Raw genomic sequence first — 14659 nt, forward strand, 5'->3', positions numbered from 1 at the left:
GGCATTAATCCTTCAGTGGCCAGGCTGGCTGTTGCTGGGTGATGCAATGCACCCCGCCACCGCCATGCGCCAGATGATTGATCCGCACCGGCACCACCTCGCGCCCGGGGAACGCCTGAGCCAACACTTCAGCAGCCACGTTGTCGGCATCGATGCCATAGGCCGGCATGATGATGGCGTTATTGGCGATGTAGAAGTTGGTGTAGGAGGCACAAAACACTTCAGCCTCGGTGTCCACGGCATCGGTGGCTTCATACAGGTCGATCAGCTCAAACGGTCGACCGTGGGCATCGGTTGCCAGCGCCAACGCGCGACGGTTTTCTCGTACCACCTCGGCATAGATCGAACTCTTGTCGTGAGTAGCGTCCACCAGCAGCACGCCAGGGCGGGCGAAAGCGCACACGCCATCGACATGGCCGTCGGTCATGTCACCGGTCACGTAGTCGGGATCGCCCGGCAGCCAGACAGTCTTCTTCACGCCGAGCAGACGCGTGAAGATCTCCTCCATCTCCGCCTTGCTCATGCCCGGGTTGCGATTGGGATTGAGCAATACCGACTCAGTGGTGATCAGCGTGCCCTCGCCGTCCACATGAATCGCGCCGCCTTCGTTACTCAACGGGGTCCCGAAGCACGCCACGCCCAAGTGATTGAGTGCGCGGCGAGCCAGGCTTTCGTCCAGGTCATGGGCCGACTTTCCGCCCCACGCGTTGAAGCGCCAGCTCACACCGGCCAGCCCCTGTTGCGGGTGGCAGACGAAGCTCGGGCCGGAGTCCCGGCACCAGCTGTCGTTCACCGCCAGCTCGATCAGTTCGATGTTTGGCCCGCACAACGCTTTGGCACTCGCGACAGCAGACGGATCAACGACCATCTTCACCGGTTCAAAACGGCCAATGGCGTTGGCTACACGAGCGAAATCCTCTTGCACCCGCGCCAACGTGACACCCCAACCCGACTCCCAGAGCGCCTGGTTGTGCGGCCAAACCATCCAGGTTGCGGCGTGCCTGACCCACTCCGCCGGCATCCACCAACCATTGTTTTGAATTTCATTCTCCTGCATGACAAGCACCTTTAAGTTAAGTCATTGTGTTCAATGAAAACTGCCTATGCGGTCTTGGCATGCATGCTACGGCTGCAAAAACGGGCAAACAAACGATGGATTTTGTAGATAAATGATTAGAGGAACTTATCAGCATGCTCAAACACTGGCCGCCGCTCGGCACCCTTCGCGGCTTTGAAGCCGCCGCCCGACTGGGCAGTTTCCACAAGGCCGCCGAAGAACTGCACCTCACCCAATCGGCGATCAGCCAGCAGATTCGCAGCCTCGAGGCATACCTGGAACAGCCCTTGTTCTTTCGCAGTGGCCGCAGCGTCAGCCTGACCGATGCCGGTCACGACCTGCTCAGCACCACCCAGGCACTGCTGCAGCAACTGGCCGTCGGCATTCGTCGCCTTGGGCAGTACCAAAAACCCAACCAACTGGTCCTCAACACCACCCCGGCGTTCGCCCGTCACTGGCTACTGCCCCGCCTGGAAGACTTCCGCCTCCAGCACCCGGAAGTTGATCTGTGGATCTTCAGTACCGACGAAGTCCCGGACATGACGACCCAGACGATCGACCTCGCCGTGCGAGACGACATCAGCTCCCAGGCCGAATGCAGCTTCAAGGTGCTGCACGCCGACCGCCTTTACCCGGCGTGCCACCCCAGCCTGTTGGCGGTGCCCAGCGCCCAGCGCACCACCCTGCATGGCGAGCGGGAAATGGACTGGAGCCACTGGGCCGTGGAAGCTGGCATCGATGTAGGCCAGAAGGATCAGGGCCTGAACTTCTCCGACCCCGGCCTGCTGCTGGACGCCGCGTGTGCGGGGCTCGGCATCGCCCTGGTCAGCCAGTTACTGAGTCAGCCAGCGCGCGCCAATGGGCTGTTGCAGCCCTTGGTTGAGGAGACGATTCGCGGCCCCAACTGGGCGTTGTTGACTCATCGTGATAGTGAGAATAATCCGATGGCGCGGAGTTTTAGTGGGTGGTTGCTGAGCGAGCTGGCAGTGGGGAGACAGGGGATGTAGAGGTTTTGGGGTGTGGGTTTCGGTCAATTGGGACAGACAAGAATCGGCCAGGAGCTACCGTGCCCAGAACCACTTGCCTATGGCAAAGCAGCTTCGGATAAACTAACGCTAGCTCAGCAGAGACGCTCTCTAGCATTCACGGACGAGACAAAACCCACATGTTAATGAAACCATTATTCGTCGCTTCGCTAGTAACTTTATCGCTAATTCAAACATCACTATCCTTCGCGGATAATGCTAATGGGAAAAATCTCTATTTACAGAGATGCGTCATGTGTCACGGAGTAGATATCAAAGCAACAGGACCATTGGCTAATAAAAGCAATCCTCCTACACCTGACCTTACAACATCCGCTTTCAAAAAAAGACTAAATGATTATCCGGGCGTTATTGTGTCATCGATAATACTTCGCCCCAATGGAGACTTGATTCCAAAAACGTTGCAAGAGAACGGTGTAAAGATTCCGCCACACGCTTGGAGCATTAAGGATCTGCGCGATTTGAATCAATACATGAGTGGCGTGATTTCAAAAAATCGATGATTTTGAGAAAAAGGGGGCAGCGCGCTCTACCGGTCAACGTAACGTCATGGTGTATCTGTTGTTACTATTTCCACCTCGTTAATAAAAGATATCCGGAGGTTCACGGCGCATGAAAACCACCCTTGACCACCTCGCCATCGTCGCCCCCGACCTCGACACCGGCTGTGCCTTCGTCACCAACGCACTCGGCGTGGAGCTTCAACCGGGCGGGGTGCATCCGCGCATGGGCACTCATAATCGGTTGCTGCGCCTTGGCCCGGAGACTTATCTGGAAGTGATTGCCGTGGACCCGTCCGCCAATCGCCCCGACCGGCCACGCTGGTTCGGCATGGACCAATTGGCCGCTGATACGCCGCAATGCCTGGCGACCTGGGTCGCACGCACCGACGACATCCACGCAATGGACGAAGCCTGCCGCGCCATTATCGGGGAACCCGAACCCATGACCCGAGGTACGTTGTCCTGGCAGATCACTATTCCTGCCGATGGCCACCTGCCGCTGAATGGATCAGCGCCGACATTGATTCAATGGGAACAAGCGCAACATCCCGCCAGCGCGATGCTGGATCAGGGGTGTTCGCTGGTGGCGCTGGATGTGTTTGATCCTGATCCTGAGAAAGTCCAGGCGTTGCTCAGCGCAATCAACTTTTCCGGACCGGTTCGTCTTCATGGGTTGGGAGCACATTCAAAGCCCTATTTGGTGGCGCACATTCAAACCCCCACTGGTTTGAAAACATTGCCGATTGTTCATGGTTAGGACCATAAGATCGCAAGCTTCGCCAGCCCCTGCGTTGAAACGCATCGCCCACAAAGTGACCAAGCCAGGATCAGTTTTTGTCTAGTCCTGAAACAGGTGTAAACCTTATTCAGGACGGGACATTTAAAGGAAAAATGGGTATCACTTTTTCGAAGTAACACCGGCGCCAGCGTTAGGGCTCTGCTGGTCGCAGATAGGGCTCGATAAAGCCGCAGCCAAGGATCTCGTTCAGGCGTTGCGCATCGTTCATTCGGCGAAACAGTCCAATCGTCTTCCACGGCGCGTGACCATCGACATTGGGCGCTCCCAATCCCGCCAACAGGTCGGCGATCAGTATTGATCGGGTCTCGAAAGAGATGCGTGTCAGCCCGGTGCTATTGCCAACGCCGGCATGGGCATGAGCCCCGGAAAAGACGATCAGGCTCCCCGGAGCGATATCGACGGCAATCCCCTCCTGCGGGTCGATCGCTTCCAGCAGATGCGGAATGGCTTCGTCGGCATCCACGGCATTGCGGCCGTCTCGATGGGATCGCTGCAAAATGGCGCGCATATCGAAATCTGCGCTCGAATTACCCAGCGGTCGCTGCCAGAGACCTGGATACAAGGCGACGGTACGCCCTGCCGCGATGGGATAGATGGGCGCCCACCAATTGGTTTGTGCATAGATATTCGACCCCCAGGTATCGCGGTGAAACGCGATGGTGGCCGTCGTGCGGGCACGCGGCGTCGACTGTTCTGGCTCGCAATGCGGCTGAAAACGCAAATGCAGGCGATCGCACGCCAGGGTATCGGGGGCGATGCCAAGGCTTTGCACGACGTCCTGCCAGCGCTGCTGGACCTCAGCCGAGCCTGCGAAGTCGTTCTGAATTTTCGCAAAGCGCTCAATCTGCTCAGGGTGGCTCAAATGGCGATGGATCAGTTGCGGCGACCAGGGATGCAGCGCGTCTTCGAGGAGCGCACGCGTATATTCCACCAGCGTCGTCATGGGCTGCAGATCAGTGAAGCGAATGATCTCGCCAGCATAAATCCGGTCATGCAATTGGCGAGCGGTGCTCGGTATGGCAAGCGAGCTGTACATGACTGTAAGTCCCCTGAAGGTGCGCCCCTGACTTTAGATCCACGCTGATTGTGGCGAAAGTGGCAGGTGAGGCGAAAAAGCGCGGATCAGGCCCTGAGGACGCAAGCAACAGGCGACCTTCAAGCCATGAATGGGGCGCTTATGGCAGTTCTCAGCGGGCAGTTAACGGCCAGGAGCCAACGCACGACTCCAACAATAAATTCCCCCCTTTGCTCGTGAAACTTGTGTTGAGGCCCACAGTCTTAGCCCAGCCTTGGAATCCATCTGCAAGCCAATACAGCAAAACGCTCTGCGGTCATTCCTCTGCCCACTATCGCCATTACCGTCGTCATCCCATCAGAGCTGCCCGCCTCATGCGCCAGACCGTTCGCTCCTCCTGCATTTTCTCGCTCTGCCTTATTCCTTTGCTCCCCCTGTTCGCCAGTCCCGCCCATGCCGGCGAGGAAAGGCAACTGGTGGAGGACATCAACGACTACCGCGCCCAACCGCAGCGCTGCGCGGGGCGCACGGTCCGAGCCTTGACGCCGCTGGCGCTGAAGTCGAACCTGGCCTTGCCGATCGGCTATGGCGGCGTTACGCGGGAGACGTTGAAGGATTCCGGCTATCAGGCGGTGTCTGTACGGACTATCCGTCTGGTCGACGCTGAAGATGCCGAGGAGGCCTTTGACATGCTCGAGAGCCGCTACTGTGGGGCCCTGCTCGATACCCAGTTCACCGATATTGGCGTGTATCGCGACGAGAGTGAATGGCAGGTGGTGCTGGCGCGGCCCTTGCTCGATAGGCATCTGGACGACCCGCGAGCGGCGGGCAAGACGTTGCTGGCAGAAGTCAACGCGGCACGGGCGAAACCGCGCCTGTGTGGTCGTCAGCGCTTCGCCGCTGCACCGCCGCTGACCTGGAATGCCGCCCTGGGGACAGCGGCGCAGGGGCACAGCCGGGCGATGGCCAACGACAATTACTTCGCGCACCAGGACCCCAACGGTGATATGCCGTGGGACCGAGCGAAGGCCGCCGGCTACGGTGGCCGGCAGATCGGAGAGAACATCGCCGCCGGGCAGCGTTCACCGGACAAGGCTATGGAAGGCTGGCTGGCCAGCCCCGGGCATTGCGCCATCCTGATGAACCCGATGTTTACGCAGGTTGGCGCGGCCTATTCCGCGAACTCGCGTAGCGACAACGGCATCTATTGGACGATGCTATTTGGCGCGAAATGAGCAAATCAATGAAAAGGGGACAGATTGCGTCGAGGCTGATGACAGATAAACAAGTCTGCCCCATTTTCATTTTTTAGATCCGACACCGCTCAAGCAAGCGCCATCAGCCTGTTTACCCGCCTCACCAACCGCCAGTGGACGATCCACAGCGGCAACGCCAAAGCTCCCCCCAGCGAACCAAGTTCGTTGGGCAGCAACGAAACAATCTGCGCGGTACACCACCCCAACCCTGAGAACAGGCCAAAGCTTTTGAACGAGCCCAGCGCTTTGTTATGCCTGGCTTCACGCCGTAGCGATCGGGCCACGTGAACGACAATGAAAAAGTCTTCAATGAAGTTGTAAGGCAGCAGAAACATCAGCCATACACTTCGAGGCGATGCCACCCTGGATGGAGGGTTGACCAATGTCAGCGAACGCTTAAGGTCGCGGCAATAAATGAATACGGCGCGCAGGCCACGGGGATGGTCAGCAGAATCTTGAAGACGACGAGCAACATCGGCGAACCCCGAAATCAATAACAGTCGTCATTATGCCGTAGCGGATTTTGCCTTGAATGCGGTCACGGGTCGCAGGCGAGCCCCTACAACGCCCTCCCCTATCAGCCAACGCTTTGCACCTGCTGAGGGAAGGTAGTTGCCAAGCTAATCCCCAAGCTGAAATTGCTGAAAATCCACACGCCTGACATAAATCCAGAAGTCATGCCTTGGCTCATACTGCTCCATGCAAACGCTATGGTCCTGGCACAGTTCATCTTCGTCGATCAGGGTGCGATCCCAATCGAAGTCAGGGTTCTTGGAAATGGCGTAGCTAGGATAAGGTTGGTCGAGATCGAAGTGGATCGAGTACACGAACAACGGGGACTCCCACGGCATGTGGGTTTCGCATAGCCGCATCAGTTCGGGCATCTGTGCTTTACAGTGCTGTTCGGCAAACTTCAGTGCCTGGGGCACGTCATCCCACGCTGCCTTGACCACGCGTTGCACCGCGGCAAGCCTGGCGCGAGGTGGCTCGTCATCGTAGTGTTCGACGTAAATCAAACGGCTGCCGAACTGGAACTCGCATTGCCAGAAACCCGAGGGAGTACGCCAGTGGCCAAGCATGGTTTCGGTCAGTAGATTGATGTCCATATCGGTACTACACAGATGTGAAGGTGCTCAGGCTACCCTTACAAGCACCATCCTGGAAATGCCGTAGGCGCTTGGGCTATTTGTCCAACATCCACGGGATCTGACAGGCAGCATTGGGTCGTTTTCTGCCTCTCGCGACGGGCAGAAAACGGCCAAAAGTGGACGGTAGACACGGTGATGGCAAATGAGTAGTGTCACGGATGCTGTTTTCGAATCTAGAGGGCAGCAGGGCTTGCCCTCATCCATGTCACCTAATAGCAGTTATACGCTTGCAAGGAATCGCAATGATCACCGTCTATGGAATTGACTACAATTTAAATGCCAAAAAAGCACAGATGTCCGATGTGCTACATAATTGCATGACTACTGTTCTTGGGTTACCCGAAGACAAGCGTGCTCACCGTTTCGTCCCGCTAGATAAAACTAATTTTTATTACCCCGGCGGTAGATCTGAAAAATACACAGTAATCGAAATAAGCATGATTTCTGGGCGAACGGAAGAAACTAAAAAGAAGCTCATAAAGCAAATATTTACAGCCTTTGAGCGAGACTTGGCTATAAATCCGGTTGACGTTGAAATCACAATATTTGAGCAGCCAAGTCATTGCTGGGGATTCCGAGGGATCACAGGCGATGAGGCAACCTTGAGTTACAGGGTTAACGTATAACAAAAGGTTCAAGCCGTTCGCTTCGCTCTCTGGGACCGCGTACCGCGGCCCCTTAACCTAAACGTTAGGCAGTCATGAATATTGTAAGCGTCCAGCAACACGCCTTCTTGAGGCCATCGCTTAATGATCAATTGCACTGACTTGACCACCCGTTCGCATTTAACTAACCCAGCGTTTGCATCGGACTTCAACGCTCAGTAAACAGCACCGGCAGAGGACGACCCTTTGCCGTCGGTCATGCTTCCCGGAAGCTGTCGTTCAACGCCGAGCTAACAGGCCGCAACCTATGCCGCGCAGCGGCAGTCTTCGGTTGCGGTCCGGGTTGAGGGAAGGGTTAGACCTCAGTTGGCCGCGCATGATGATTTGGACTTTGGCTTACGCCTCCGTCGCCGACGGCCAGCCGATCCGTGCCGCACTACGAAGATTGGACTGAACGACTAAGCGATGAAACGGGGCAATGAGAAAAATATAGAGACGACCTAAGCGATTGTGGCAATGAACAACGGTCGACAGAGTCAAGTGACGTTTAGCTCCCGGCGACGACTGACCGGAACATAGAACAGAGAGCCTGAAGTCCAGGTGCTTGTCGTCTTCTCCAAGAACGACTTCAGTTGGACTTGTGCTGTAGACCTTAAAGATGCCGAGTCGGCCCGCTCCGCTCTCCGCATCCAGTGATGCGAGATGCTTAGCTGTCTTGAGGCCGAAGCCGGCTACGAGCGCGTCTCGAACCGTCAAGAGGCTGCCGACCCAAGGCGCTTGGTGAGCGAAGATGAACCTCGCCAACAATTCGGGATTGGTTGACGCTCCGGTGGGAAGCTCGATCGAGTAAGCGTCGGCGAGATTCATCGATGCGTAGGCTTTAGCAATCGCCGACTCCGGAGGAAGCGACACAGATGTTGCGTGATGGTGTTCGGTTGACATGTATGCGGCCTATGGTTCGTTTCTGAGGTCTAAAATTTCAACCACATGATCTGGCATCTCCTGCGGGAGCATTTGCCTAGCACTGTAGTTGGCATTTTCTTGGCTATCCGCCCGTATCGGCCTTGTGCCTTCGGACCAGGACTCGCTATCGAGCGACGACTTGAGGCGATATCCGTACTTCACGAAAAAGAACCTCAGTGCTGTCATTTTTTGGCTCTGGATGAGGTTCGAGTACGAATCACAGGAAGCGTAGCATTGAATAGCCCCTGGCTTAGTAGACGCAACCGAACGCCCCACTGATCTCCGACGCTTGTTGGTACTCGCCGGCTGCTTCAGGCCGTTTACGGTACTTCGCGGCAGGCAGAAATCGGCCAGAAGCAGTCACTGGAAACCCATCAGCGAATTCGTAATGAGCTTCCCATTGCCCGCTCTACCTTGTTAGAGCAGGCGGGTACGGGATGAGTGATTGCAAAACTCTACTCTGCCAGCCGTAACTGCAATCGGCTTCGATGGGATAAGCCTGCTTGCAAGGCAAATGCAACTATCACGGTAGATGGCGCGGAAAAGCTGCTCAGTCCGCCGCCGGAAAACATCAACGCAAGACCTAACGCGGTGGCGCCAAACCAGGCCGTCAAGCCCACAGGGTTAAACGCGACTACCCGTTCGAGCGCTGCGACGTCACTACGTCCGTAGACAATCTGCGCCAACGCCACACCCACCCAGGCCACCACGAAAATTCCCTGATAGGCCAACGCCTTGAGGATGTAGGCAAACACGTCCGCGAGCATCAAGCCGTAGACGACCACCCCCACCGCCACTGCCCACATCAGGTACGAACCGCGAAGGCCAAATCGACCAAAGAACGCCTGCATGTTCAGGGTCGCCAAGTAATAGTTGGCGGTGTTGATCCGGGTTTGCGTGGCCCAGACAAACAGCAATCCCCACAGGCCCATCAACTGCAAAATCGCCATCACCACCGAGACTTCGTTCAGCGCGCCTTCGTGGGGAATGCTGCTGACCAGGTAAATACCCGCCGCGCCGTTGAGCAGAAACGTCACCGCGTAGAACGGCATGCCGAAGTTCCAGCGACCGTGGTACTCGGCGTCTTCAGGCTTGCCGAAACGCGCATAGTCGAAGGTGAACAGCATCAACACCCAGACCCCCATGTAGGCGACAAAACAATCCCACCAGCCGAATGCACTAGGCGTTGCCGGGCCGAAATCCAGCCATTGCGGCTGGTAGCCATAACGGCTGATCGATAGCCCCACCGCCACCAGCAAACCACCGAGGTACACCGGCAGCAACACGCCGTTGAGCTTGTCCAGCCAGTGCTGCACGCTGCCCAGGATCATCGGCACGCTGTAGAGCACCACCGCCAATGCCGCCAGCGGATAGACCAGTTCCGGGTACAGGTGATTGAGCGCGACGGCGATCACCGAACCTTCGAACACCGCGTAATAGATCGCGGTCGAGAAGAAAATCAACGTCGCCAGGCACGCCCCGGTGCTGCCGAACAACAGCCGTGAAAACAACGCCACCGACAAACCGCTGCGAATCGCAAAGCGGCTGAGCACGCTGTTGACCAGTCCATAACTGATCACCGACAGGACCATGCCGATCAGCGCATTGCGCGCACCGAACGACAACGCCAATGAAGCACCCACCACGATGTAAAACATCGCACTGCACACCGCCCACCATGCCATGGTCAGGGACAATCGGCCCATGCGTGCTTCGGGTGGAACAGGATGATGCGCCGGGTCTTGCCCGGTTTGACTCGATTGCGATAAAGCAGCCATATGCGTGAACTCCAAAACCAGTCAAAGGTTGAAGCGCGGGCAGCCGTCACCGCACCGAAGTGCGGCGTTGGCGTACCGTTTGGCATGGCCCGCGCTAGACGGCGGGCAGAATCAGGAAGGGAACAGCTTGCTCAGGCAGCTGAGTTTTTTCTTATAGGAACGTCGCGCTTCCAGCGCCTCTTCGAGGGTTACCGCGACAAAGCGGGCCTTCTGGTTGGGTTGCATCTGGCCGATCAAATCGAGGTCGGCGCTGATCACCGTGCCAATCATCGCGTAGCCGCCACCGGACACCGCATCACGGTGCAGCACGATGGGTTCGAGCCCGGCGGGCACCTGGATCGAGCCGATCGGGTAGCAACTGTCGACGATGTTCGACGGATCGGAACCGGCGCCGAACGGCTGCTCCCGGGGCTGAAAGCTCAGCGCGCTGCCGCCCTTGAAGCGATAGCCGATGCGGTCGGCTTCCGAACCGACCGTCCACGGCTCGGCGAAAAATCTCTTCGCAGCCGATTCGGTCAAGCGGTGGTAGTACAAACCGGGCACCACCCGCAGGGTGATTTCGCCACCCAATGATTGCCGTAACGCCATGGGCAAACTGGCCCCGGCGCGGCTCTTGCCACTGGCGATGCCCACCGGCAATTCGTCGCCTGCAATCAGGCGTCGCCCCTGAAAACCGCCGAGCGCGCCCAGCGCATAGGTGGAGCGACTGCCGAGCACCACCGGCACATCAATGCCGCCGGCCACCGCCACATAAGCGCGGGCACCAGCCTTGGGAAAGTCAAAGCGCAGCACTTGCCCGGCCTTCACGGTGAACGCGGTGTCGTGGTGCATTTCCACGCCATCGACCCGTGGCGTCATGTGCGCGCCGCTGACCGCTACCAATGCATCCTGCTGAAACTCCAACTCAGGCCCGAGCAGCGTGCATTCCAGCGCCGCCAAACCTGCTGGGTTGCCGACCAATTGATTGGCCGCGCTCAAAGCGTATTGATCAAGCGCGCCGGACGGCGGAATGCCCAAGTGGTAATACCCTTCGCGGCCCAGGTCTTGTACCGAAGTGGCGAGGCCGGGTTTGAGGACCTTGATCATGCCAATACCTCCTGCAACGACTTGGGATAGCCAACGGGATCGGCAAGGAATGCGTCCAGCGAAAACTCCACCGGCCGAATCCGCAGATCAAAGCAACCGGCTTCCACTTCGGCCACCGCGCGGTCATAGGCTTCACGGTCCATCGGTTTGAACTGCACGATGTCGCCTGGACGGAAAAACACCATGTGTTCTTTCAGGTACGCAAGGTTCTGTTGCGGGTCGTAGATCGGCGCAGGCGTGACGCCAAACATCTGATAGCCGCCGGCGCCGCGCACTGAGTAAATGCAACCAAAGCAACCGCCGTGACCGAGGGTCAATTTCGGTGTGTCGGTGCGCGGACGCAGGTATTTTGGCACCTGCAACTGACGCTCGCGCTCGACCATCTGGAACATGAATGGCAACCCGGCAACGAAGCCGACCATCGAGACAAACCACGGCGCGCCACTGTGAGCCGCGATGAATGCATCGACGTCGGCCAGACCGTTGATTCGTGCGGCGTATTCCAGGTCCGTGGCGCTCGGATCTTGATGGCGGTCGCGAAAACGCATCAGGGTTTCGTGAGTCCAGGGGTCGTTGTAGAGCACGGGAATCTCGATGATCCGCGTGTGCAACGTGCGCTCGGCGACGGCCCCGGCTTCGGCGATTTTTACCGCTTCGAGCAAGGTATGAGGGGCGATGCGATCCGGGTCGAAACGAATCTGGAATGACGCGTTGGCCAGGCAGATATCGAGCACGCCATCCAGCGCCAGCCGTTCCACGGCGCGGGTGACGGCCAGGCCTTTGAAGAACGCGTCCAGGGACATGCTGTCGCTGACTTCGGCAAACAAATGCTCATCGGCGCCAAAGCTGTAGCGGATGGGAGTACTCATGCTTCACCTCCGCTGCGGCGTTCGGCCAGCCAGGTTTCCAGGGTGCCGGTGTGAAAGTCGGCGCTGTGCAGCCACGGTTGTTCCAGCAATTCACCGTGCAACGCCAAGGTGTTGGCCATGCCGGTGAGCGTGGTGTGCGCCACCGCCATTCGCGCTAGGGCCAGGGCTTCGGCGCGATCCGCACCGTGAACAATCAGTTTGGCTAGCAGCGAGTCATAGTACGGCGGCACGCGGTAGCCTTGATACAGATGCGTATCAACGCGAATGCCCTCGCCGTTCGGCCAGATCAGTTCCTCGACCAGGCCTGGACTCGGGAAGAAATCCCGCGCCGGGTCTTCAGCGTTCAGGCGCATTTGCAGGGCGGCGCCGTTGAGTCGGATGTCGCTTTGCTTGAAGCCCAGCGGCTCGCCGCCAGCGATGCGCAACATGGCTTGGACTAGGTCGATGCCCGTGATCAGTTCGCTGACTGGGTGCTCTACCTGAATCCGCGTATTCATCTCGATAAAGAAGAACTCACCGGTAGCATCGTCATACAGGTATTCCAGGGTGCCGGCGCCCTTGTAGCCCAGGGATTCGGTCAGGCGCACGGCGCTGGCGCACAGCGTTTCCCGTTGCTGCTGGCTAAGGACTGGCGACGGCGCTTCTTCGAAGATTTTCTGCCGGCGCCGTTGCAGCGAACACTCGCGTTCAAACAAATGCACGGCGTGCTGACCGTCGCCCAGCACCTGCACTTCAATATGCCGGGCCCGGCTGATAAACCGCTCCAGGTACACCGCGCCATTGCCAAATGCTGCTTGGGCTTCGCGCTGGGAACGGGGGAATTCTTCGCTCAGTTGCTCGGCGTTTTCCGCCAGCCGAATACCGCGCCCGCCGCCCCCGGCCGAAGCTTTGATCAACAACGGGAAGCCAACGGATTCAGCAGCCTTGAGCGCCGACTCGACGTCGAACAGTTCACCCGGCGAACCCGGCACCACCGGCACGCCAGCGGCTTGTGCGGTACGCCGTGCCTCGGCCTTGTCGCCCATGCGCCGGATCGTCTCCGGGCTCGGGCCGACAAAAATAGCGCCAGCAGCAAGGACAGCTTCAGCAAAGTCGGCGTTCTCCGAGAGAAAGCCATAACCGGGGTGAACCGCGTTGGCGCCGGTGGCTTTCAGGGCACCCAACAGCGCCTCGACGTTCAGGTAACTTTTGTCGGCACGGGCCGGGCCAAGAATGTGCACCTCATCGGCCATGCGCGCGGCCTGGGAATCGACGTCCGCCTCGCTGCACGCAGCAACGGTGGGAATGCCCAGTTCTTTGGCGGCGCGGATAATCCGCACGGCGATCTCGCCACGGTTGGCGACCAGCAGTTTATGAATGGCTTGGGTCATGATCGCGCCCTCACTCGTCGTCGAGTGTTGCGACGACTTGACCCGGCTCCACCGGATCACCGTCTTCTACCAAAAAGGCACTGAGGCGACCGGCCGTCCCGGCGGTCAGTTCGGAGAATTGCTTCATGACCTCGATCAGGCCAATTACCGTGTCGGCGCTGACCCCCGCGCCGACCTCTACGAAGTTCGCCGATTCCGGGGTGGCTTTGCGGTAGAAGGTCCCCGGCAACGGGGTGATTACAGTGTGTTCGGCCATGTCTGTTCCTCTTGGAATAGTTGTAGAAAGGCAGGCAAAAAGTGAATCGGTGGGCAAACCCTGGCGTCTCTGTGCCAGGTGCTTTCGTTTCTCAGCGCGGTGGTCGGACCTCTATGCCCGCGCCATCAAGTGCATAACGCGTGGCTTCGACCAACGCCAGGGCACCCGGCGTGTCGCTGTGCAAACAGATGGAATCGAATTCAATCGCCAGGTCTTCGCCCTCGACGGTGCGCACCACGCCTTGTTGGCAAGCACGCAGCACTCGCTCGGCGACGTGGACCGGGTCGTAAGCCCGCACGTTGCGGGTAAAGACGATGGAGCCGGTGAGGTCGTACTCTCGGTCGGCGTAGAACTCGCGGATCACCGGTTGGCCAAGTTCCGTGGCAACCCGCCAGATCACCGAATCGGGCATGCAATACAGAAGCAACTCCGGTTCCAGACGTTGGAGGTTCTCCACCAGCAAACGGGCGGCCTCTTCGTCTCGGGCCAGGTGCATGTAGAGCGCGCCGTGGGGTTTGATGTGTTGCAGGGCCACGCCTTGAACCCGGGCGAGTTCACGCAAGGCGCCCAACTGATAGAGCATGTCGTCGACCAGTTCCTGGGCCGGCGCATTAATGTGCCGACGGCCAAAACCAACCAAGTCGCGAAACCCCGGATGCGCGCCGATGGCCACGCCCAGGCACTTGGCCTGTTCGACGGTGCGACGCATGGTGCTGGGGTCGCCGGCATGAAAACCGGTGGCGATGTTGGCCGAACTGATAAAGCCCATCAGCTCATTGTCGACGCCATCGCCGATGGTCCAGGGACCAAAGCCTTCGCCCATGTCCGAGTTGAAATCTACTGCCTGCATGACGCTTGCTCCCGACGCTTGTGACTTCATGCAGGCCAAGTTAGATTCCTGTTAACCC

The 14659-nt window shown here is 58.4% G+C and carries 16 protein-coding genes; 5 read left to right on the top strand and 11 right to left on the bottom strand.

Annotation, left to right across the window (positions count from 1 at the left end):
• Nucleotides 1-4: 4 nt before the first annotated feature.
• Complete coding sequence (locus AO353_RS28745; RefSeq protein WP_054598028.1) at nt 5-1057, bottom strand: agmatine deiminase family protein; 1053 nt, start codon at nt 1055-1057, stop codon at nt 5-7.
• Between the two features lie 134 nt (nt 1058-1191).
• On the opposite strand from AO353_RS28745, the gene AO353_RS28750 reads away from it, so the two are divergent.
• The 3 genes from AO353_RS28750 to AO353_RS28755 all read left to right on the top strand — a co-directional run bounded on the left by AO353_RS28750 (nt 1192) and on the right by AO353_RS28755 (nt 3363).
• Complete coding sequence (locus AO353_RS28750; RefSeq protein WP_054598029.1) at nt 1192-2064, top strand: LysR substrate-binding domain-containing protein; 873 nt, start codon at nt 1192-1194, stop codon at nt 2062-2064.
• 164 nt (nt 2065-2228) lie between these two features.
• Nucleotides 2229-2606, top strand: a complete 378-nt coding sequence (locus tag AO353_RS30315; RefSeq protein ID WP_203226144.1) for a c-type cytochrome — start codon at nt 2229-2231, stop codon at nt 2604-2606.
• Between the two features lie 109 nt (nt 2607-2715).
• Entirely contained in the window at nt 2716-3363 is a 648-nt protein-coding gene (locus tag AO353_RS28755; protein ID WP_054598030.1) for a VOC family protein, read from the top strand.
• Nucleotides 3364-3535: 172 nt separating this feature from the next.
• Here the strand turns inward: AO353_RS28755 and AO353_RS28760 are convergent, their stop codons facing one another.
• Complete coding sequence (locus tag AO353_RS28760) at nt 3536-4441, bottom strand: hypothetical protein (RefSeq protein ID WP_054598031.1); 906 nt, start codon at nt 4439-4441, stop codon at nt 3536-3538.
• Nucleotides 4442-4794: 353 nt separating this feature from the next.
• Here AO353_RS28760 and AO353_RS28765 point away from each other — a divergent pair, with 353 nt between their 5' ends.
• The gene (locus AO353_RS28765) at nt 4795-5655 is read left to right on the top strand and encodes a CAP domain-containing protein (protein WP_054598032.1); all 861 of its coding nucleotides are present in this window, start codon (nt 4795-4797) and stop codon (nt 5653-5655) included.
• Nucleotides 5656-5744: 89 nt separating this feature from the next.
• On the opposite strand, the gene AO353_RS31170 is transcribed toward AO353_RS28765, so the two are convergent.
• Both AO353_RS31170 and AO353_RS28775 read right to left on the bottom strand, forming a co-directional pair.
• The gene (locus AO353_RS31170) at nt 5745-6170 is read right to left on the bottom strand and encodes a hypothetical protein (RefSeq protein ID WP_146016065.1); all 426 of its coding nucleotides are present in this window, start codon (nt 6168-6170) and stop codon (nt 5745-5747) included.
• 126 nt (nt 6171-6296) lie between these two features.
• Nucleotides 6297-6782, bottom strand: a complete 486-nt coding sequence (locus AO353_RS28775; RefSeq protein WP_054598034.1) for a hypothetical protein — start codon at nt 6780-6782, stop codon at nt 6297-6299.
• A gap of 284 nt (nt 6783-7066) precedes the next feature.
• On the opposite strand from AO353_RS28775, the gene AO353_RS28780 reads away from it, so the two are divergent.
• Nucleotides 7067-7450, top strand: coding sequence for a tautomerase family protein (locus AO353_RS28780; RefSeq protein WP_054598035.1), 384 nt, complete (start codon nt 7067-7069; stop codon nt 7448-7450).
• 375 nt (nt 7451-7825) lie between these two features.
• Here AO353_RS28780 and AO353_RS28785 read toward each other — a convergent pair whose 3' ends face one another.
• From AO353_RS28785 to AO353_RS28820, 7 genes are all read right to left on the bottom strand, one after another.
• Nucleotides 7826-8371, bottom strand: coding sequence for a DUF2867 domain-containing protein (locus AO353_RS28785; protein ID WP_054598036.1), 546 nt, complete (start codon nt 8369-8371; stop codon nt 7826-7828).
• Between the two features lie 476 nt (nt 8372-8847).
• Complete coding sequence (locus AO353_RS28795) at nt 8848-10170, bottom strand: purine-cytosine permease family protein (protein ID WP_054598038.1); 1323 nt, start codon at nt 10168-10170, stop codon at nt 8848-8850.
• A gap of 111 nt (nt 10171-10281) precedes the next feature.
• A complete protein-coding gene (locus tag AO353_RS28800; protein ID WP_054598039.1) occupies nt 10282-11256 on the bottom strand; it encodes a biotin-dependent carboxyltransferase family protein in 975 nt (324 codons plus the stop codon).
• On the bottom strand, nt 11253-12125 hold the full coding sequence (locus tag AO353_RS28805; RefSeq protein WP_054598040.1) for a 5-oxoprolinase subunit B family protein: 873 nt from the start codon (nt 12123-12125) through the stop codon (nt 11253-11255). Before AO353_RS28805 ends, AO353_RS28800 begins: the two co-directional genes overlap by 4 nt.
• On the bottom strand, nt 12122-13495 hold the full coding sequence (locus AO353_RS28810; RefSeq protein ID WP_054598041.1) for an acetyl-CoA carboxylase biotin carboxylase subunit: 1374 nt from the start codon (nt 13493-13495) through the stop codon (nt 12122-12124). Before AO353_RS28810 ends, AO353_RS28805 begins: the two co-directional genes overlap by 4 nt.
• A gap of 10 nt (nt 13496-13505) precedes the next feature.
• Nucleotides 13506-13751 carry an acetyl-CoA carboxylase gene (locus AO353_RS28815; protein ID WP_054598042.1) on the bottom strand — a complete coding sequence of 82 codons (246 nt, stop codon included), beginning with the start codon at nt 13749-13751 and terminating at the stop codon, nt 13506-13508.
• A gap of 91 nt (nt 13752-13842) precedes the next feature.
• The gene (locus tag AO353_RS28820; RefSeq protein WP_054598043.1) at nt 13843-14601 is read right to left on the bottom strand and encodes a 5-oxoprolinase subunit PxpA; all 759 of its coding nucleotides are present in this window, start codon (nt 14599-14601) and stop codon (nt 13843-13845) included.
• Nucleotides 14602-14659: the final 58 nt, after the last annotated feature.

The organism is Pseudomonas fluorescens (genome assembly GCF_001307155.1).
GTDB classification, from domain to species: domain Bacteria; phylum Pseudomonadota; class Gammaproteobacteria; order Pseudomonadales; family Pseudomonadaceae; genus Aquipseudomonas; species Aquipseudomonas helvetica.